The organism is Pseudomonas coleopterorum, from assembly GCF_900105555.1.
In the GTDB taxonomy this organism is placed as follows: domain Bacteria; phylum Pseudomonadota; class Gammaproteobacteria; order Pseudomonadales; family Pseudomonadaceae; genus Aquipseudomonas; species Aquipseudomonas coleopterorum.
This window is the reverse complement of the sequence record NZ_FNTZ01000001.1, coordinates 104,734-122,616: the sequence shown is the minus strand read 5'-3', so window position 1 is coordinate 122,616 and position 17,883 is coordinate 104,734. Positions and strand designations below refer to the sequence as shown.

At 63.7% G+C, this 17,883-nt stretch carries 16 protein-coding genes and 1 tRNA gene; 7 read left to right on the top strand and 10 right to left on the bottom strand.

Going from position 1 to position 17,883, the window contains the following annotated elements:
- Positions 1-105: 105 nt before the first annotated feature.
- Positions 106-1,986 (top strand): RNA helicase RhlE2, encoded by a 1,881-nt coding sequence (gene rhlE2 / locus BLV18_RS00535; RefSeq protein WP_049861656.1) that lies wholly within the window; start codon positions 106-108, stop codon positions 1,984-1,986.
- A 135-nt stretch (positions 1,987-2,121) separates the two neighbouring features.
- Here rhlE2 and BLV18_RS00530 read toward each other — a convergent pair whose 3' ends face one another.
- From BLV18_RS00530 to BLV18_RS00520, 3 genes are all read right to left on the bottom strand, one after another.
- Positions 2,122-2,721, bottom strand: a complete 600-nt coding sequence (locus tag BLV18_RS00530; RefSeq protein WP_049861655.1) for a YceI family protein — start codon at positions 2,719-2,721, stop codon at positions 2,122-2,124.
- Between the two features lie 37 nt (positions 2,722-2,758).
- Complete coding sequence (locus tag BLV18_RS00525) at positions 2,759-3,310, bottom strand: cytochrome b (RefSeq protein WP_090355368.1); 552 nt, start codon at positions 3,308-3,310, stop codon at positions 2,759-2,761.
- Between the two features lie 195 nt (positions 3,311-3,505).
- Positions 3,506-5,272 carry a flavin monoamine oxidase family protein gene (locus BLV18_RS00520; RefSeq protein WP_090355366.1) on the bottom strand — a complete coding sequence of 589 codons (1,767 nt, stop codon included), beginning with the start codon at positions 5,270-5,272 and terminating at the stop codon, positions 3,506-3,508.
- Between the two features lie 189 nt (positions 5,273-5,461).
- Here BLV18_RS00520 and BLV18_RS00515 point away from each other — a divergent pair, with 189 nt between their 5' ends.
- Together BLV18_RS00515 and BLV18_RS00510 are read left to right on the top strand one after the other, a co-directional pair.
- The gene (locus tag BLV18_RS00515) at positions 5,462-6,868 is read left to right on the top strand and encodes an adenosylmethionine--8-amino-7-oxononanoate transaminase (protein WP_090355363.1); all 1,407 of its coding nucleotides are present in this window, start codon (positions 5,462-5,464) and stop codon (positions 6,866-6,868) included.
- 159 nt (positions 6,869-7,027) lie between these two features.
- On the top strand, positions 7,028-7,747 hold the full coding sequence (locus BLV18_RS00510) for a 16S rRNA (uracil(1498)-N(3))-methyltransferase (protein WP_056844496.1): 720 nt from the start codon (positions 7,028-7,030) through the stop codon (positions 7,745-7,747).
- A 3-nt stretch (positions 7,748-7,750) separates the two neighbouring features.
- On the opposite strand, the gene trhA is transcribed toward BLV18_RS00510, so the two are convergent.
- The 7 genes from trhA to BLV18_RS00475 form a co-directional block, all read right to left on the bottom strand.
- Entirely contained in the window at positions 7,751-8,368 is a 618-nt protein-coding gene (gene trhA, locus BLV18_RS00505; protein ID WP_090355359.1) for a PAQR family membrane homeostasis protein TrhA, read from the bottom strand.
- Between the two features lie 237 nt (positions 8,369-8,605).
- The gene (gene hisF, locus BLV18_RS00500; RefSeq protein WP_043191638.1) at positions 8,606-9,376 is read right to left on the bottom strand and encodes an imidazole glycerol phosphate synthase subunit HisF; all 771 of its coding nucleotides are present in this window, start codon (positions 9,374-9,376) and stop codon (positions 8,606-8,608) included.
- Positions 9,377-9,467: 91 nt separating this feature from the next.
- On the bottom strand, positions 9,468-10,205 hold the full coding sequence (gene hisA, locus BLV18_RS00495) for a 1-(5-phosphoribosyl)-5-[(5-phosphoribosylamino)methylideneamino]imidazole-4-carboxamide isomerase (RefSeq protein ID WP_049861649.1): 738 nt from the start codon (positions 10,203-10,205) through the stop codon (positions 9,468-9,470).
- Positions 10,206-10,247: 42 nt separating this feature from the next.
- Positions 10,248-10,505 carry a DUF2164 domain-containing protein gene (locus BLV18_RS00490; RefSeq protein ID WP_049861648.1) on the bottom strand — a complete coding sequence of 86 codons (258 nt, stop codon included), beginning with the start codon at positions 10,503-10,505 and terminating at the stop codon, positions 10,248-10,250.
- On the bottom strand, positions 10,505-11,143 hold the full coding sequence (gene hisH, locus BLV18_RS00485; RefSeq protein ID WP_049861647.1) for an imidazole glycerol phosphate synthase subunit HisH: 639 nt from the start codon (positions 11,141-11,143) through the stop codon (positions 10,505-10,507). The genes BLV18_RS00490 and hisH overlap by 1 nt, the downstream gene beginning before the upstream one ends.
- Positions 11,143-11,736, bottom strand: coding sequence for an imidazoleglycerol-phosphate dehydratase HisB (hisB, locus tag BLV18_RS00480; protein ID WP_043191647.1), 594 nt, complete (start codon positions 11,734-11,736; stop codon positions 11,143-11,145). The genes hisH and hisB overlap by 1 nt, the downstream gene beginning before the upstream one ends.
- Positions 11,737-11,948: 212 nt before the next feature.
- The gene (locus BLV18_RS00475; protein WP_090355356.1) at positions 11,949-13,607 is read right to left on the bottom strand and encodes an OFA family MFS transporter; all 1,659 of its coding nucleotides are present in this window, start codon (positions 13,605-13,607) and stop codon (positions 11,949-11,951) included.
- Between the two features lie 406 nt (positions 13,608-14,013).
- Here BLV18_RS00475 and BLV18_RS00470 point away from each other — a divergent pair, with 406 nt between their 5' ends.
- The 4 genes from BLV18_RS00470 (at position 14,014) to BLV18_RS00455 (ending at position 17,743) form a co-directional block, all read left to right on the top strand.
- The gene (locus BLV18_RS00470) at positions 14,014-16,242 is read left to right on the top strand and encodes an AsmA family protein (protein WP_090355351.1); all 2,229 of its coding nucleotides are present in this window, start codon (positions 14,014-14,016) and stop codon (positions 16,240-16,242) included.
- Positions 16,239-17,303: an A/G-specific adenine glycosylase gene (gene mutY, locus BLV18_RS00465; protein ID WP_090355349.1), complete on the top strand. Its 1,065-nt coding sequence runs from the start codon at positions 16,239-16,241 to the stop codon at positions 17,301-17,303. The genes BLV18_RS00470 and mutY overlap by 4 nt, the downstream gene beginning before the upstream one ends.
- Entirely contained in the window at positions 17,303-17,575 is a 273-nt protein-coding gene (locus tag BLV18_RS00460; RefSeq protein WP_090355347.1) for an oxidative damage protection protein, read from the top strand. The genes mutY and BLV18_RS00460 overlap by 1 nt, the downstream gene beginning before the upstream one ends.
- Before the next feature lie 92 nt (positions 17,576-17,667).
- A tRNA-Phe gene (locus tag BLV18_RS00455) sits at positions 17,668-17,743 on the top strand.
- Positions 17,744-17,883 lie beyond the last annotated feature (140 nt).

Sequence of the window (17,883 nt, the reverse complement as noted above, 5' to 3'; positions counted from 1 at the left end):
ACTTTGCAACCCCAGCAGGACCGGACGCGACAGTGTCACCCCACACCCGTCGCGCCAGGCAAGATTATCCCTCGGGCATAAGCCCCTACTAGAACAGGATTACTCATGTCCTTTGCTTCCCTCGGTCTCTCCGAGGCTCTAGTCCGCGCCATCGAGGCAGCGGGCTACACCCAGCCCACCCCGGTGCAACAGCGGGCCATTCCCGCCGTGTTGCAAGGCCGCGACCTGATGGTCGCCGCTCAGACAGGTACAGGTAAGACCGGCGGCTTCGCCCTTCCGATTCTGGAGCGGCTGTTCCCAGGTGGTCACCCGGACAAATCCCAACGTCACGGCCCGCGCCAACCGCGCGTACTGGTCCTGACCCCCACTCGCGAACTGGCTGCCCAGGTTCACGACAGCTTCAAGCTCTACGCCCGCGACCTCAAGTTCGTCAGCGCCTGCATCTTCGGCGGCGTCGGCATGAACCCGCAGGTACAGGCCATGTCCCGCGGCGTCGACGTGCTGGTGGCTTGCCCCGGCCGTCTGCTCGACCTGTGTGGTCAGGGCAGCGTCGATCTGTCCCACGTTGAAATCCTCGTGCTCGACGAAGCCGACCGCATGCTCGACATGGGCTTCGTGCACGACGTCAAGAAGGTCCTTGCGCGCCTGCCGTCCAAGCGTCAAAACCTGCTGTTCTCGGCGACGTTCTCCAAGGACATCACCGACCTGGCCGGCAAGCTGCTGCACAACCCCGAGCGCATCGAAGTCACGCCGCCCAACACCACGGTCGAGCGTATCGAGCAGCGCGTCTATCGTTTGGCCTCCAGCCACAAGCGCTCGCTGCTGGCGCACCTGATCACTCAGGGCGCGTGGGAGCAGGTGCTGGTGTTCACCCGTACCAAGCATGGCGCCAACCGCCTGGCCGAGTACCTGGAGAAGCACGGTCTGAGCGCCGTGGCGATCCACGGCAACAAGAGCCAGAACGCGCGCACCAAGGCCCTGGCCGACTTCAAGGCCGGCTCCGTACGCATCATGGTAGCCACCGACATCGCCGCGCGTGGCCTGGACATCGACCAGCTGCCACACGTGGTCAATTTCGAGCTGCCCAACGTCGACGAAGACTACGTGCACCGTATCGGCCGTACCGGTCGTGCCGGTCGTAGTGGCGAGGCGATCTCGCTGGTTGCGCCAGACGAAGAGAAGCTGCTCAAGAGCATCGAGCGCATGACCAAGCAGAAGATCCCGGACGGTGATCTGATGGGGTTCGATGCCAGCACCGTGGAAGCGGAAAAACCCGAGGTGCGCGAGCGTCCTCAGGCCAACAATGCCCGCGGTGCTCGCGCACCTCGCGGCGATGGCACTAGCAACGCCAGCAGCGGTCGCAAGGACAAAGGGAAGGACAAAGGCAAGGAAAAGCCCGCCGGGGCGCGTTCTGAACGCCAACCCCGTGACCAGAAGCCACGTCAGCCACAGGCTGCACGCGCGGCCGTAGAACCGGCGGTTTCCGCCAACCGGGCGCCGGACGAATTCCTCGATGACGAAGTGGACAACTTCGGCAACCGTGCGGATTACGTCAGCCCCTATCAGGGCAAGAACCAGGGTCGCGGTCGTCGTCCTGCAGGCTCTGCACCGGCCGGTGGTACTGCTCCAGCAGCAGCGCCTCGCCAGGGTCGCCCTGCCGGTGGCGCACCGCGCAACGGTGGCGGCGCACGTTCGGCCGGCACTGGCGACAACGCCGGCGCCAAGCGCGGTCCGCGCAGCAACGGGGGTGGCGCTCGTGACGGCCAGCCACGTCGCGACAGCAACCCGCGCAACCGTCGCCCGGCACGCGACGAGCAGCCACGCCAGGAACCGGCGGTGAGCAACTCGCGCAACCCGAGCCAACCGGTGATCGTGCACAAGGAATCGAAGATCGATCGTTTCCCGACTGCCGAGCAACTGGAGCAATTGCCAAGCCGCCCGCGGGGTGAAAAACCTGCACTGCTGACGCGCAATCGCGAAGGCTGAGCATGAGGTAGGCTGGCTCGCCCCGCCGTGGGAGCGGGCTCTGCCCGCGAAGGCTTCACCACGGCGCCCATGCCGGATACAAAAAAACGCCGCAGCCCTCACAGGCTGCGGCGTTTTTTCATGTCAGCGAAGCGCTTACTTCGCTTTCACACCTTCGAAGGTGAAGTACAGCTCGACGGTGTCCGACTGTGGACCCAGGTCCATGGACTTGGGTGCGAAGTCCTTGCGGTTGATCGAAGTGGTGCCTTCGAAGCCGGCACGGTAGCCACCCCATGGATCCTTGCCTTCACCCAGGAAGGTGGCCTTGATCACGACGGGCTTGGTCACGCCGTGAAGGGTCAAGTCACCGGTCACGTCAGCAGTGGTCTTGCCATCGGCGCTCTTGCCGGTCGGCTTGACGCTGGTGGACTTGAAGGTGGCTTCCGGGAAGTTGGCCACGTCCAGGAAGTCCTTGCTGCTGATGTGCTTGTCACGCTCGGCGTGGTTGGTGAACACGCTGGCAGTCTTGAGGGTCACGTCGATCTTGGCGTCTTCGGGCTTGGCGGCATCGAAGCTGAACTTGCCGTCGAAGTCCTTGAAGGTACCGGTGATGAAGCTGTAGCCCAGGTGGCTGATCTTGAAGTCGACGAAAGCGTGCTGGCCTTCCTTGTCGATGGTGTAGTCAGCGGCCATGGCCTGGCCTGCGGTGAACAGGGCAGTGCCAATGGCGAGTGCAGCGAGGGTCTTTTTCAACATGGGGAGTATTCCTCTTGAAGTTTGATAGGTACGGCAGTCAAGCTTTGCGACCCAGCATACGGATGAGGGTTGCATCACGATCGATGAAGTGGTGTTTCAATGCAGCCAAGCCGTGCAGTACGGCGAATATCACCAGTACCCACGCCAGGTAGAAATGCACGGTACCGGCGGTTTCCGCCTGATTGGGCAGGCCGCTGACCAGCGCGGGTATTTCGAACAGCCCGAAAACCGGAATGCCCACCCCGTCTGCGGTCGAAATCAGGTAGCCGGCGCTCATCACCAGGAACAGGTCCGCATAGAGAAACAGGTGCCCCAGATGAGCCGCCGTGCGGGTCAGCTTGCCCTGGTTGGGTGTGGGCGGCGGGGGTGGGCTGATGAAGCGCCAGACCACGCGCACGAGCATGAAGAAGAACAGCACCAGGCCGATGCTTTTGTGCAGGTCAGGGCCGGCCTTGCGCCATGGGTCGTAGTAACCCAGGTCCACCATCCACAACCCAAGAGCGAAAAGCCCGAATACGGTCAGCGCGACGCCCCAGTGCAGGACGATGCTGACCCAACCATAGCGTGAAGTGGAATTACGTAGTTGCATGTGCCTGGACCTTGTAAGAACTGCGCTCAAGATGACTGACTTATCTATCGGATTAAAGCGGAAAATCTCGCTTTGAAATATCGATAAAGTTGATTAAGACAGTATTAAGCGCACTGCTCTGAGGCCAGGAACGCGGTTTTATACGCGTAAAGACGCCGCCGACCCGCGAAAAGGCCGACGGCTGCGGTGCGAAACCTACGGCTGCACTGTAGGTTTCGTTACTTCTACCTTGTTTTTGGATTCAACCGGTTTTTTCGCTTCGGCCGGCTTCTTGACCACGGGCTTCTTGGTTTCCGCCTTCTTGGGCTCCGGTTTTTTCGTTTCCACTTTCTTCACCGGCGCAGCTTTCTTCGCAGGCTCTGCCTTGACCGGCGCGGGCGCGACGGCAGGCACTGGAACAGGTGCAGGCATCGGCGCAGGAACGGGAGCAGGTGCCGGCGCCGGTACTGGCGCAGGTGCCGGCTCGACGGGCTTGGCTGCCGGCGCTTCACCGCCGCCGAACCACTTGGAGAAGAACCCAGGCTTGCTCTCGGCAGCCTTGACCGGCGCTGCTGCAGGCGGCGCGACCTTGACCGGTTCGAAGGACTTGCCTGCCGCCAGATCAACCACTTGGCCGGCAGCACGCTGACCGCTGCGCAGTGCGCCTTCCAGCGTGCCGGGGTACAGCGAGTCGGTGTGTTCACCGGCGAAGGCGATGCGCTGCTGAGGCTTCTCCCAGACCTTCCAGAACTTGCTGATCTGCCCCGGTCCGTAGGCCAGGTACGCGCCGCCATACGAAGGATCGGTGCTGTAGCGACGGATCTCGTAGCCGGTATAGGCACCGCGCGCCTGTGGATAGAATGCGTGCAGGCGGATCAATACCTGGTCGACCATCTGCTTGTCGCCAAAGGCCTGCAGCAGGCGGGCGTTGTCACCGGACAGGTTGATCACCACATTGGCGCCACCCTTCAAGGCGGGCTCGATCCACAACATGCCGAGCCCGGTGTTGCTGTAGATCTCGCCGGACATCCGCGCCTTGCTGTCCCAGACCGGCGTCTTGAACTTGAGCAGCAGTTGGTCACGCCAGCCATAGTTGGTGCCCTTGATTGCCGCCAGCTGGCGGTTGTCCAGCGCAGGGGTGAAGGCGATCTTGCCCAGTGCACGCAGAGGGACGGCCAGGACCACATAGCTGGCCTGGTAACCCACGGCGCCCACTTTGACGGTCACGCCGTCCTTGTCCTGGCTGATGGCCGACACCGGTGAATCGGTCTTGATGGTCTTGATCTGCTTGACGAACGCCTGGGCCAGCACCGGGCTGCCACCGATCAGGCGCGAGGCGCGCAGATCACGGTCGTCGATGTCCTGATAGACCCGGTTCTGCTGAGCGAAATACAGCAGCGACAGACGCGACGGTTCGTCGTAGCGCGTACGAATCTTCTGATTGATCAGCTGCCGCGCGGTGGCGGGCAGTTGCAGGCGATCCAGCCAGTTGGACACGTTGATCTGGTCCAGCGCGAACAGGGTGCTGGTCGCGCCGGGGTTTTCCGGATCCTTGACCGAGCGGGCGAGGTCATCCAGGGTTTTCTCGTAGCGCTTGAGGGCTTCCGCAGTCGCTGGCTGCTTGGTGGCCAGGTCGGCGGCGGTAAAATATTCGCCGTCGATCAGGTAGCCAGGGTTGCGGACGAATTCCGGCGCCGGCTGGGTGGCCAGCTTGAAGGTGTTCACGTAACCATTGAGCACCGGCTGGATCTTGCTGCCGCCGATCCATTCACTGGTGGCCAGGCCCGAGCGGCCGCCGAGGCTGGGTCGTGCCTCCAGCAAAGTGACTTGCCAGCCCTTGGCCTGCAGCTCGTAGGCGGCTGTCAGCCCCGCCAGACCGCCGCCGACGACGATCGCCGTCTGTGCCTTGTCATTGCCCAACGCCTGCGCGCTGAACAGCCCTACTACTATCAGCGCCCAGGCGCGCAACCAACCAGCAGACATGCAGAGAACTCCGGCAGAGCAAGCGAAATGGCCGGATCGAGCCCCGGCAGTGGCAAATTGCCGCGCAGCATACGCCAGCGGCATAGTGCCCGCCAGTGTCGCCATCGAGCATGTTTGGGTTGTTAGCCGAGGCCTCATTGCATAGGCTTGCGCGACTGTTTGCCAAGCGTGTTGCCGCGGGAGAGAAAGATGGGACTCAACGACCAGTGGATGAAACGAGACCTCGAGGTCTTGTGGCACCCCTGCACCCAGATGAAAGACCACGAGCGGCTGCCGCTGATCCCGATCAAACGCGGCGAAGGCGTGTGGCTGGAGGACTTCGAGGGCAAGCGCTACCTGGACGCGGTCAGCTCCTGGTGGGTCAATGTCTTCGGGCATGCCAACCCGCGCATCAATCAGCGCATCAAGGATCAGGTCGATCAGCTGGAACACGTGATCCTGGCCGGTTTCAGCCATCAGCCGGTGATCGAGCTGTCCGAGCGTCTGGTCAAGATGACGCCCGAAGGGCTGACTCGCTGCTTCTACGCCGACAACGGCTCTTCGTGCATCGAAGTCGCGTTGAAGATGAGCTTTCACTACTGGGTCAACCGCGGTCAACCGAACAAGAAGCGCTTCGTGGCTCTGACCAACAGCTACCACGGCGAAACCATCGCCGCGATGTCGGTCGGTGACGTGCCATTGTTCACCGAAACCTACAAGGCCCTGCTGCTCGATACTCTGAAAGTCCCCAGCCCTGACTGCTACCTGCGGCCCGAAGGAGTGAGCTGGGAAGAACACTCGCGCACCCTTTTCCAGGCCATGGAACAGACTCTGGCCGAACACCATGAAAGCGTGGCCGCCGTGATCATCGAGCCGTTGATTCAGGGCGCGGGCGGCATGCGCATGTATCACCCGGTGTACCTCAAGCTGTTGCGCGAAGCGTGCGACCGCTACGGCGTGCACCTGATCCACGACGAGATCGCCGTGGGCTTCGGCCGCACCGGGACGATGTTCGCCTGCGAGCAGGCTGGCATCCGCCCGGATTTCCTGTGCCTGTCCAAGGCGCTGACCGGTGGCTACCTGCCGCTGGCGGCCTGTGTGACCACCGATGACGTCTACAGCGCCTTCTACGACGACTACCCGACCCTGCGCGCCTTCCTGCATTCGCACAGCTATACCGGCAACCCATTGGCCTGTGCTGCGGCGCTGGCCACGCTGGATATCTTCGAGCAGGACAACGTCATCGAGAACAACCGCGCCCTGGCCCAGCGCATGGCCACTGCCACCGCGCACCTGGCCGACCATGCCCACGTGGCCGAGGTGCGTCAGACCGGCATGGTCCTGGCCATCGAAATGGTCCAGGACAAGGCCAGCAAGACCGCCTACCCCTGGCAGGAGCGACGCGGACTCAAGGTGTTCAACCACGCCCTGGAGCGTGGCGCGCTGCTGCGACCGCTGGGCAGCGTGGTGTATTTCCTGCCGCCCTATGTGATCACGCCGGAGCAGATCGACTTCCTGGCCGAAGTGGCCAGCGAGGGGATCGATATCGCCACGCGCAGCAGTGTGAGCGTGCAGGTGGCTGAAGATTTCCATCCCGGGTTTCGCGATCCGGGTTGAGGTTGTTCAGTGCCTGTACCGGCCTCTTCGCGGGCACAGCCCGCTCCCACAAGGACCGCATGAGCGACCGAAACTTCCTGTGGGAGCGGGGCGGGCGGCGAGCCCTCTGCCCGCGAAGAGGCCAGAATAAACACCACAAAACCACCAGAGACACCCCCCATGCGACTGTCCCGCTTTTTCATCGACGCCCCCCTGAGCCTGGGCGAACACGAACTCCCCGAAGCCCAGGCCCACTACATCGGCCGCGTGCTGCGCATGGCCACCGGCGACAAGGTCCAGCTGTTCGACGGCAGCGGTCAGGAATTCCTGGGTACCTTGCTGGAAGTGGGCAAGAAACGCGTCAGCGTCACCCTCGACGAACAGTTCACCGGCCAACCCGACTCGCCGCTGGCCATCCATCTGGGCCAGGGCTTGTCCCGTGGCGAGCGAATGGATTGGGCGATCCAGAAGGCCACCGAACTGGGCGTGAGCGAGATCACACCGCTGGTGAGCGAACGCTGCGAGGTCCGCCTCAAGGACGAGCGCGCCGACAAGCGTCTGGCCCACTGGCGACAGGTGGCCATCAGCGCCTGCGAGCAATGTGGTCGCTCCAGCGTGCCGGTCATTCATTCGCCGCAGGTGTTGGCCGACTGGGTTGCCGCGAGCAACGCTGAGCTCAAGTTGGTGCTGCACCCTGTCGCAGAGCCGCTGCTCAGCCACGCCAAGCCTGCCAGCCTGGCGTTCCTGATCGGTCCCGAAGGTGGCCTCAGCGATGCCGAAGTCGAGCAGGCCAAGGCCGGCGGCTTTCACGCTGCCCGCCTCGGCCCCCGCGTGCTGCGCACCGAAACCGCGCCGGTGGTCGCCTTGGCGGTGGCCCAGCAGCTGTGGGGGGATTTCTAGGCTTCAGAGGACGTAGAAAAAGATCGCGATGAAGTGCAGCACGCTGCCCGCGATCACGAACAGGTGCCAGATGCCGTGGGCATGGCGCAGACGCTTGTCCAGCGCGAAGAAAATGATGCCCACGGTGTACAGCACACCGCCTGCAGCCAGCAAGGCGAACCCAGCTGGCCCGAGCAGGTGCAGCAGCGGCTTGACCGCGACCAGCACGATCCAGCCCATCACCGCGTAGATGACGATGGACAGCACACGGGCCTCGGAGCGCGGCTTGATCTCCTGCAACATGCCTAGCACCGCCAACCCCCAGACCACGCCGAACAGGCTCCAGCCCCAGGGCCCGCGCAGGGTCACCAGACAGAACGGCGTATAGCTGCCGGCGATCAGCAGGTAGATCGACAGGTGATCGAGCTTCTGCATGATCGCTTTGCGGCGCCCACGCACGCTGTGGTAGATCGTGGACACGCTGTAGAGCACGATCAGCGTGGCGCCGTAGATGCACACGCTGACGATCTTCCAGGGGTCACCTTCAAACGCCGCCAGAAGCAGCAGCCAGACAGCACCGACCGCCGCCAGCACGGCGCCCACCAGATGGGTCCAGGCGTTCATTCGTTCGCCATGGTACATACACAACTCCTTGCTCCCCGCAGTAGCGGCGCAAGCCGCGTCAGGCCTACCGCGGCGCCCGCCGACGCGGCTTGCGCCGCTGCTACAGGGGTTGCGGCGACTCAGAATGCGTTTACAGGCACTGCGATTTCCTGTAGCAGCGGCGCGAGCCGCGTCGGCGGGCACTGCGGTGAGGCCTGGAAGAACGCGGTGAGGCCTGACGCGGCTCGCGCCGCTGCTACAGCCGCAGCTACAGGGTCAGCGTACGACGATGCCTTGCTTGGCCATGAAGGCCTTGGCTTCGGGTACGGTGTATTCGCCGAAATGGAAGATACTGGCGGCCAGCACCGCGCTCGCGCCGCCCTGGATCACGCCATCGGCCAGGTGCTGCAGGTTGCCCACCCCACCGGAGGCGATCACCGGAATGCCAAGCGCGTCACTGATGGCGCGTGTCACGCCCAGGTCGAAGCCATTCTTCATGCCGTCCTGATCCATGCTGGTCAGCAGGATCTCACCCGCGCCCAGACCTTCCATCTTCTGCGCCCATTGCACGGCGTCCAGCCCGGTCGGTTTGCGACCACCGTGGGTGAAGATTTCCCAGCGCGGCTCTTCGCCCGGCCCGGAAACCTTCTTCGCGTCGATGGCCACCACGATGCATTGCGAGCCAAAGCGCGAGGCCGCTTCGCCGACGAACTCGGGGTTGAACACCGCCGCCGTGTTGATCGAGACCTTGTCGGCACCGGCGTTGAGCAGGTTGCGGATGTCCGCCACCGTGCGCACGCCGCCGCCTACGGTCAGCGGGATGAACACCTGGCTGGCCATGCGCTCCACGGTGTGCAGCGTGGTGTCACGGCCGTCGACACTGGCGGTGATGTCGAGAAAGGTGATCTCGTCGGCGCCCTGCTCGTCGTAGCGCCGGGCGATCTCGACCGGGTCACCGGCGTCGCGGATGTTCTCGAACTTGACGCCCTTGACCACGCGGCCGTTGTCCACGTCCAGGCAAGGGATGATGCGTTTGGCCAGGGCCATGGGGGTTCTCCGCTAAAGTAGGACACAGGTGCCGGCGGACGCGGCTTGCGCCGCTGCTACAGGGAGCCGGGGCGCGGGCCGCGTTTAGCCATTACGCGTTGTACGAATCGCAAAAAGCCTGGGCCTCGGCGACGTCCAGGGTGCCTTCGTAGATGGCCCGGCCGGTGATGGCGCCGATGATGCCCGGGGCCTTGGCGTCCAGCAGGGCACGGATGTCGCCCAGGTTGTGGATACCGCCGGAAGCGATCACCGGAATCCGGGTCGCGGCCGCCAGGGCAGCGGTGAACGGCACGTTGCAGCCCTGCATCATGCCGTCCTTGGCGATGTCGGTGTAGACGATCGCCGACACGCCATCGGCCTCGAAGCGCTTGGCCAGGTCGATGACCTGCACCGTACTCACTTCCGCCCAGCCGTCGGTGGCGACGAAACCGTCCTTGGCGTCCAGGCCGACGATGACCTTGCCGGGGAACGCACGGCAGGCCTCGGCGACGAACTCGGGCTGCTTGACCGCCTTGGTACCGATGATCACGTAGCTGACGCCAGCCTTGACGTAGTGTTCGATGGTTTCCAGCGAGCGGATGCCACCGCCGATCTGGATCGGCAGGTGCGGGTAGCGCTTGGCGATCGCGGTGACCACCTCGCCATTCACGGGCTGGCCTTCGAAGGCACCGTTGAGGTCGACCAGGTGCAGGCGACGGCAGCCGCCTTCGACCCACTTGGCCGCCATGCTCACCGGATCGTCCGAGAACACCGTGGAATCTTCCATGCGGCCCTGGCGCAGGCGCACGCAGGCACCGTCTTTAAGATCGATAGCGGGGATAATCAGCATCTGCAAAAACCTTCGGGGTCGGTGAACGGCGATGCTCGGAAGTCAGTTCTTCTCGAGCGCCCACAGGTCGCTCTCGATGCTTTCGAACCTCTCGCTGAGGTGCGCCTGCACATCGAAAATCGCCCTGTTGTAATAGTGTGGAGCCATTTCGCGGGTGAACAGCTCGAGCACCTCGAGGGCCTCGAACGAACCCAGGTCCAGATCGAAGCGGTCGCGCATGAACCGCTTGATCTTGTCGGCCGCTTCGCTTTCCTGCTCCGGCGTCAGGGTCAGAATGGGCGGCTTGCTGGCCTTGGCCATTACCAGCGTCCATCCCAGGCTGCGAAGTTCTGCAGCAGCTGCAGGCCATGGGTATGGCTTTTCTCGGGGTGGAACTGCACGGCGAAACGTGAACCTTCGGCCAGTGCCGCAGCGAAGTCGCGACCGTAATGGCCGCGCCCTACGACCTGGCCCGGCTTGCCGGCCTCAATGTAGTAGCTGTGCACGAAGTAGAAGCGCGCCAGGTCAGGAATGTCGTGCCACAGCGGGTGATCCACCGCCTGCTGCACTTCGTTCCAGCCCATGTGCGGGACTTTCAGGTGTTCGCCGTCTTCGTGCAGGTCCTTGCCGAAGAAGCGCACCTTGCCGGGAAACACGCCGATGCAGTCGACGCCGGCGTTTTCCTCGCTGTGCTCCATCAGCGCCTGCATGCCGACGCAGATCCCCAGAAACGGCCGGTCCCGACTGACTTCGCGCACCAGCGCATCGAAGCCCAGGCGGCGGATCTCGGCCATGCAATCGCGGATTGCGCCGACACCGGGGAAAACCACGCGGTCGGCTTCGCGAATGACATTGGCGTCACTGGTGATCAGCACCTTGCCGGCACCCACGTGCTCCAGGGCCTTGGCCACTGAGTGCAGGTTGCCCATGCCGTAGTCGATTACCGCGACGGTCTGCATCAGAGCACGCCCTTGGTCGACGGCATCTGCCCGGCCATGCGTTCGTCGACGGCGACGGCCATGCGCAGGGCGCGGCCGAAGGCCTTGAACACGGTTTCGATCTGGTGATGGGTGTTGTGCCCGCGCAGGTTGTCGATGTGCAGGGAGACATTGGCGTGGTTGACGAAGCCCTGGAAGAACTCCTGGAACAGGTCGACGTCGAAGCCGCCAACGGTGGCGCGGGTATAGGGCACGTGCATCTGCAGGCCGGGGCGGCCGGAGAAGTCGATGACCACGCGCGACAGCGCTTCGTCCAGCGGGACGTAGGCATGGCCGTAGCGAAAGATGCCCTTTTTGTCGCCGATGGCCTTGGCGAACGCCTGGCCCAGAGTGATGCCGACGTCCTCCACGGTGTGGTGGTCGTCGATGTGCAGGTCGCCCTTGCACTCGATGTCCAGGTCGATCAGCCCGTGCCGGGCGATCTGGTCAAGCATGTGCTCAAGAAAAGGAACGCCGATATCGAATCGGGCCTTTCCGGTGCCATCCAGGTTGATCGAGGCTTTGATCTGGGTTTCCAGAGTGTTGCGCTCGACGAACGCGATACGTTCGGCCATCACCAGCTCCGCAAAATCGTTGGGCGAAAAAGGTGATCATTATAGGCACGCGGGCGGGAAACAGGAACAGAAGAGGTTCAGAGGGGGATTGGCGGTGCGGCCTTCGCGGGCAGAGGGCTCAGCCGCCCACCCCGCTCCCACATAGATCAATGTTGATCCTGTGGGAGCGGGCTCTGCCCGCGAAGGCCGCACCACCGATTCAAACGTCTACATCAATGAAACAGCACCGCCGTCTTCTGCAGGGTCACCCACACGCCCCACGCCAACGGAATGCCCACGGCCAGCCAGGCCGCGACAGCCAGAGGCTTGGACGCAGGATTGGCCTTCCACTCCAGCACGGTGGTGCCATCGGTGCCCTTGTCATGGCCCAGCGCCTGCTCGGCCTTGAGCTCGGCATCGGTCATGAAGTACTTGTCGGCCACCGGACGTACCAGCGCGTTGCAGATGAAGCCCAGCACCAGCAGGCCGGAGAGGATGTACAACGTGGTGTCGTACACCGCCGCACGGGCTACGCCGTGAGCCAGCTGGTAGTCACGCAGGTTGGTCACCAGCACCGGGCCCAACACGCCGGCCACGGCCCAGGCGGTCAACAGGCGACCGTGAATGGCGCCGACCATCTGCGTACCGAACAGGTCGGCCAGGTAGGCCGGCACGGTGGCGAAACCACCGCCGTACATCGACAGCACGATGCAGAACGCCGCCACGAACAGCGCGATGTTGCCCGAATGACCCAGGGTCGGTACCGAGGCATACAGCGCCACGCCCAGGGCGAAGAACACGAAGTAGGTCACCTTGCGGCCGATGTAGTCGGAGAACGAAGCCCAGAAGAACCGGCCACCGATGTTGAACAGGCTGAGCAGACCGGTGAAGCCCGCTGCAATGGCAGCGATCTGCGCCAGTTGCGCCGAGTCCAGCTGGTTGAACGCCAGGTCCACGCCCAGCAGCTTGCCGCCGAACACTTCCTGCAGCAGCGGCGAAGCCATGCCCAGAATGCCGATACCGGCGGAAACGTTGAGGCACAGCACCAGCCAGACCAGTGCGAACTGAGGGGTCTTCCAGGCCACGTTCACGTGCACGTGGCGGTTGGTGATCATGCCCTTGGCCTTCTTCGCCGAAGGAACATAGCCTTCAGGCTTCCAACCGGTGGGTGGGACGCGGTACGACAGCGCGCCGCCGATCATGAAGACGAAGTAGATCGCCGCCATCACCAGGAAGCTCTGCCACACGCCAACGCTGGTAGGGGATGCGAAATGGCCCATCAAGGCAGCGGCCAGAGGGGCGCCGACCATGGCACCGCCGCCGAAGCCCATGATCGCCATGCCGGTGGCCATGCCGCGCTTGTCCGGGAACCACTTGATCAGGGTCGACACGGGGGAAATGTAGCCCAGCCCCAGGCCGATACCGCCGATCACGCCCGAGCCCAGCCACATCAGCCAGATCTGGTGGGTGTAGATACCCAACGCGGAAATGACCAGACCACCGCACCAGCATAGCGCCGACACGACACCGGCCTTGCGCGGCCCGGCGTGTTCCAGCCAGCCACCCCAGATGGCCGCCGAGCAGCCCAGGAAAATGAAGAACAGGGTGTAGATCCAGCTCAGCATCGACACCGACCAGTCACAGGATGATGAGAACACTTGGCTGAAAAAGCTCAGGTCGGGCGCGCACGCCACTGGTGCGGTGATGCCGATTGCCTTGGACAGCGGCAACCAGAACACCGAGAAACCGTACGCCATGCCGATGCACAAGTGAATGGCCAACGCGGCTGGTGGAACCAGCCAGCGGTTGAAGCCAGGCTTGGCGATGATCCGCTCCTTGGACAGAAATCCTGGCTGGGCACCCGCGCCGCCGCCCGAAAGACTACTGCTCATTTCGTAACCCCCGTTGATTTTTGTAATTCAGCTGTCTGCACACAAATGCGCCCACATCCTTCATGCACGTTGGCGATCGATTGTTTTATCGGCAGCATTTGGCAAATCGCGACATAAAGTCGCAGCGGACAGTCGAAGGCGAGAAGATTACCACCAGATGTAACCAATGGAAGCAAACTGCTATCCCTTTATTTCAATGAACTGCCGGATGGTTGGCAAAACCTCCCGAACGGTCCCGAGGATTTACCCTGGATTGCCGAAACCTGCGCGCCAAAGCGCTCGCGACGCTCTCGCAACGCAGCGGCGAACGCCCGATGCAACGGCACCGACAGACCGCCCACATCGCCAGACGCACAACGTTATACTCTCCCGCTAACTTCCAAATTTCGGACTAAAGGACTCGCCCATGAAAGCGTTCGGCAAAATCCTCGGCCTGTGCATTCTCGGTCTGTTGTTGATTCTGGTGGCCCTGGGTTTCGCCCTCACCCACCTCTTCGACCCCAACGACTACAAGGACGAGATTCGCCAACTGGCACGGGACAGGGCTCACGTCGAGCTGACCCTCAACGGGGACATCGGCTGGAGCCTGTTCCCATGGCTGGGTCTGGAACTGCACGACGCCAGCGTGGCCACGCTCGCCAACCCCAAGACGCCTTTCGCCGACCTGCAGATGCTCGGCCTTTCGGTGCGCGTGCTGCCACTGCTGCGCAAGGAAGTGCAGATGAGCGACGTGCGGGTCGAGGGCTTGAACCTGTCCCTGGAGCGTGACGCCAACGGCCACGGCAACTGGGAAGACATCGGCAAGCCCCTGCCCACCACCACGGCAGACCCCAACGACCCGAACGCCCCGGCAGTCACCGAACCCGGCAAGCCCCAGGCACCGTCGCGCCCGGTCAAGCTGGACATCGACAGCCTCACCGTGAACAACGCCCGCGTGCAGTACCACGATGCGCGCACCGGCCGCATGTACACCGCTGAGAGCATCCAGCTCAGCACCGGCGCCGTGCACGAAGGCGCCGACATCCCGCTGAAACTGACCGCGTTCCTGGGCACCAACCAGCCCGTGGTGCGGGCCCGTACCGAACTGGCCGGCGAGCTTCGCTTCGACCGCGTGCTCAAGCGCTACCAGCTCGAGGACATGCGCCTGAGCGGTGAGGCCTCGGGCGATCCCCTGCAAGGCAAGACGGTCACCTTCAGCGCCCAGGGGCAATTGCTGCTCGACCAGTCCGCCAACATTGCCGAATGGACCGGCCTGAAGCTGGCCGCCAACCAGATGCGTGCGCTGGGCGAACTGCGCGTGCGCAATCTGGACAGCGAGCCTCAGCTCACCGGCGGCCTGTCGATTGCCGAGCTGGATCTGCGTGCCTTCTTCGACAGCATCGGCCAACCGCTGCCAGCGATGGCCCCGGGCAGCCTCGGCAAGTTCGAACTGGTCAGCCGGCTGCAGGGCACCCGCGACAGCCTGGGCCTGGAAGACCTGACACTGAAACTGGACGAGAGCACCTTCACCGGCCGCATCGCCGTGGAAGATTTCGCCCGCCAGGCACTGCGCCTGCAGCTCAAGGGCGACACTTTCAACGCCGACCGCTACCTGCCGGCCAAGACCGAAAAGGCCGCCAACGCCAGCGCGGCGCGCCAGGCCGAGGTGCAGAACAGCGAAGCGGCCGCCGTGGCATCCGGTGAATCGCCGCTGCCCGACGCGCCAACCCGCGGCGCCTGGAGCGACGATCGCCTGCTGCCCGTCGAGCGCCTGCGAGCTCTGGACGTACAAGCCGACCTCGCCATCGGCCAACTGACCCTCAAGGGCCTGCCGGTGCGCAACGCCACCCTCAAGGCCCAGGGCCAGGGCGGCATGCTGACCTTGCAAACCCTGGCCGGTGGCCTCTACAACGGCACCTTCACCACCCAGGGCACCCTGGACGTGCGTCCGGAAACGCCGCTGCTGGCGTTGCAGACGCGCATCGACAAGGTGCCTGTGGAAAACTTCATCAAATCGCAGAACGCCAACCCACCGGTCAGGGGCCTGTTGAACCTCAACAGCAACCTGAGCGGCTCGGGCAACAGCCAGAAAGCGCTGGTCGAATCGCTCAACGGCACCGCCAGCTTCGTCCTCAACGACGGCGTACTGGTCAACGCCAACCTGGAGCAGCAGATCTGCCGCGGTATCTCGGTGCTCAACCGCAAGACCCTCAACGGCGAACCGCGAGGCAAGGACACACCGTTCAAGGAGCTCAAGGGCAGCCTGGTGTTCCGCAACGGCGTGGCCAGCAACCAGGACCTGCTGGTGCGTATTCCCGGCCTGACCGTCAAGGGCAACGGCGACGTCGATCTGCGCGTACTGGGCATGGACTACCGCGTGGGCGTGGTGGTGGAAGGCGAACAGGGCACCAGCGCCGATCCGGCCTGTCAGGTGGGCGAACGTTTCGTCGGCGTGGAACTGCCGCTGCGCTGCCGCGGCCCGCTGGAGATGGGCGCCAAGGCCTGCCGCATCGACCGTGACGGCCTGGGCCAGGTGGCTGCCAAGCTGGCCGGCGACCGTATTCGCGACAAGATCGACGAGAAGCTCGAAGAAAAACTGGGCGACAAGGTCGACCCCAAACTCAAAGACGCGTTGCGAGGTCTGTTCAACCGATGAGTCCCGAGCAGTTTTCCAGCGCCGTGCTGGAATGGTACGACCGCAACGGCCGGCATGATTTGCCGTGGCAGCAGGACATCAACCCATATCGGGTGTGGGTCTCGGAAATCATGCTGCAGCAAACGCAGGTCAGCACGGTGCTGAACTACTTCGACCGCTTCATGGCGGCGCTGCCCACCGTGCAGGCGCTGGCCGAGGCGCCGGAAGACGAAGTGCTGCACCTGTGGACCGGGCTGGGCTACTACACCCGCGCCCGCAACCTGCAGAAAACCGCCAGGATCGTGATGGCCGAGCACGGCGGCGAGTTTCCCCGCGACGTGGAGAAACTGGTCGAACTGCCCGGCATCGGTCTGTCCACGGCCGGGGCGATCGCCAGCATCAGCATGGGCCTGCGCGCGCCGATCCTCGACGGCAACGTCAAGCGCGTGCTCGCCCGCTATACCGCGCAGGAAGGCTATCCGGGCGAGCCCAAGGTGGCCAAGGCGCTGTGGGCCACCGCCGAGCGCCTGACCCCGCAGACCCGAGTGAACCACTACACCCAGGCGATGATGGACCTGGGCGCCACCCTGTGCACGCGCAGCAAGCCCAGTTGCCTGCTCTGCCCACTGGAAAAAAGCTGTGAAGCGCACATGCTCGGCCTGGAAATCCGCTACCCGGTGCCCAAGCCGCGCAAGGCCGTTCCGCAACGCGCAACGCTGATGCCTCTGCTCGCCAACCGCGAAGGCGCCATCCTGCTTTACCGCAGGCCTTCCAGCGGCCTGTGGGGCGGCCTGTGGAGCCTTCCCCAGCTCGACGACCTGAGCGACCTCGACCACCTCGCCGACCAGCACGCGCTGCATCTGCTCGGCCGGCGCCAGCTACCTGCCCTGACTCACACCTTCAGCCATTTCCAGCTGGCCATCGACCCGTGGCTGGTGCAGGTCGAGCAGACCGCCCACCACGTGGCCGAGGCCGACTGGCTCTGGTATAACCTCGCCACACCGCCGCGCCTGGGCCTGGCAGCCCCGGTGAAGAAGCTGCTGCAACACGCAGCCGACGCCTTGAACGCAGGAGATCTGTAATGACCCGCACCGTAATGTGCCGCAAGTACAAAGAAGAACTGCCCGGCCTCGAGCGCCCGCCCTACCCCGGCGCCAAGGGCGAAGACATCTACAACCATGTCTCCCAGCAAGCCTGGGGCGACTGGCAGAAACACCAGACGCTGCTGATCAACGAGCGCCGCCTGAACATGATGAACGCCGAAGACCGCAAATTCCTGCAGGGCGAGATGGACAAGTACCTGTCCGGCGAGGAATACGCCAAGGCCGACGGCTACGTGCCACCCGCCGAATAACCCAGCAAAATCGTAAGCGACGGTATTAATTAAAATTTTTTTCGACATCACGCTTGACGACCCGTCGAAAAACCAGTTTAATGCGCCCCGTTGCCCAGATAGCTCAGTCGGTAGAGCAGGGGATTGAAAATCCCCGTGTCGGCGGTTCGATTCCGTCTCTGGGCACCACCTTCCGTTTTCAGGTGGTGTACGCAGTACCTGAAAACACACAGAGAGCCCGCCTAGTGCGGGCTTTTTGTTGTCTGGCGTTTTACACCTCGTGAAAGCCCGTGGGCATGGGAGTGGATCGAGTTCGGTCCTCGGATCCA

What these genes read in the sequence shown, in the direction of transcription:
- hisA (WP_049861649.1), bottom strand. Translation starts at nt 10,205, where the DNA reads ATGCTGATTATCCCCGCTATCGATCTTAAAGACGGTGCCTGCGTGCGC.
- BLV18_RS00460 (WP_090355347.1), top strand. Translation starts at nt 17,303, where the DNA reads ATGACCCGCACCGTAATGTGCCGCAAGTACAAAGAAGAACTGCCCGGC.
- BLV18_RS00470 (WP_090355351.1), top strand. Translation starts at nt 14,014, where the DNA reads ATGAAAGCGTTCGGCAAAATCCTCGGCCTGTGCATTCTCGGTCTGTTG.
- BLV18_RS00525 (WP_090355368.1), bottom strand. Translation starts at nt 3,310, where the DNA reads ATGCAACTACGTAATTCCACTTCACGCTATGGTTGGGTCAGCATCGTC.
- hisB (WP_043191647.1), bottom strand. Translation starts at nt 11,736, where the DNA reads ATGGCCGAACGTATCGCGTTCGTCGAGCGCAACACTCTGGAAACCCAG.
- BLV18_RS00475 (WP_090355356.1), bottom strand. Translation starts at nt 13,607, where the DNA reads ATGAGCAGTAGTCTTTCGGGCGGCGGCGCGGGTGCCCAGCCAGGATTT.
- hisF (WP_043191638.1), bottom strand. Translation starts at nt 9,376, where the DNA reads ATGGCCCTGGCCAAACGCATCATCCCTTGCCTGGACGTGGACAACGGC.
- mutY (WP_090355349.1), top strand. Translation starts at nt 16,239, where the DNA reads ATGAGTCCCGAGCAGTTTTCCAGCGCCGTGCTGGAATGGTACGACCGC.
- hisH (WP_049861647.1), bottom strand. Translation starts at nt 11,143, where the DNA reads ATGCAGACCGTCGCGGTAATCGACTACGGCATGGGCAACCTGCACTCA.
- trhA (WP_090355359.1), bottom strand. Translation starts at nt 8,368, where the DNA reads ATGTACCATGGCGAACGAATGAACGCCTGGACCCATCTGGTGGGCGCC.
- BLV18_RS00515 (WP_090355363.1), top strand. Translation starts at nt 5,462, where the DNA reads ATGGGACTCAACGACCAGTGGATGAAACGAGACCTCGAGGTCTTGTGG.
- BLV18_RS00530 (WP_049861655.1), bottom strand. Translation starts at nt 2,721, where the DNA reads ATGTTGAAAAAGACCCTCGCTGCACTCGCCATTGGCACTGCCCTGTTC.
- BLV18_RS00520 (WP_090355366.1), bottom strand. Translation starts at nt 5,272, where the DNA reads ATGTCTGCTGGTTGGTTGCGCGCCTGGGCGCTGATAGTAGTAGGGCTG.
- rhlE2 (WP_049861656.1), top strand. Translation starts at nt 106, where the DNA reads ATGTCCTTTGCTTCCCTCGGTCTCTCCGAGGCTCTAGTCCGCGCCATC.
- BLV18_RS00510 (WP_056844496.1), top strand. Translation starts at nt 7,028, where the DNA reads ATGCGACTGTCCCGCTTTTTCATCGACGCCCCCCTGAGCCTGGGCGAA.
- BLV18_RS00490 (WP_049861648.1), bottom strand. Translation starts at nt 10,505, where the DNA reads ATGGCCAAGGCCAGCAAGCCGCCCATTCTGACCCTGACGCCGGAGCAG.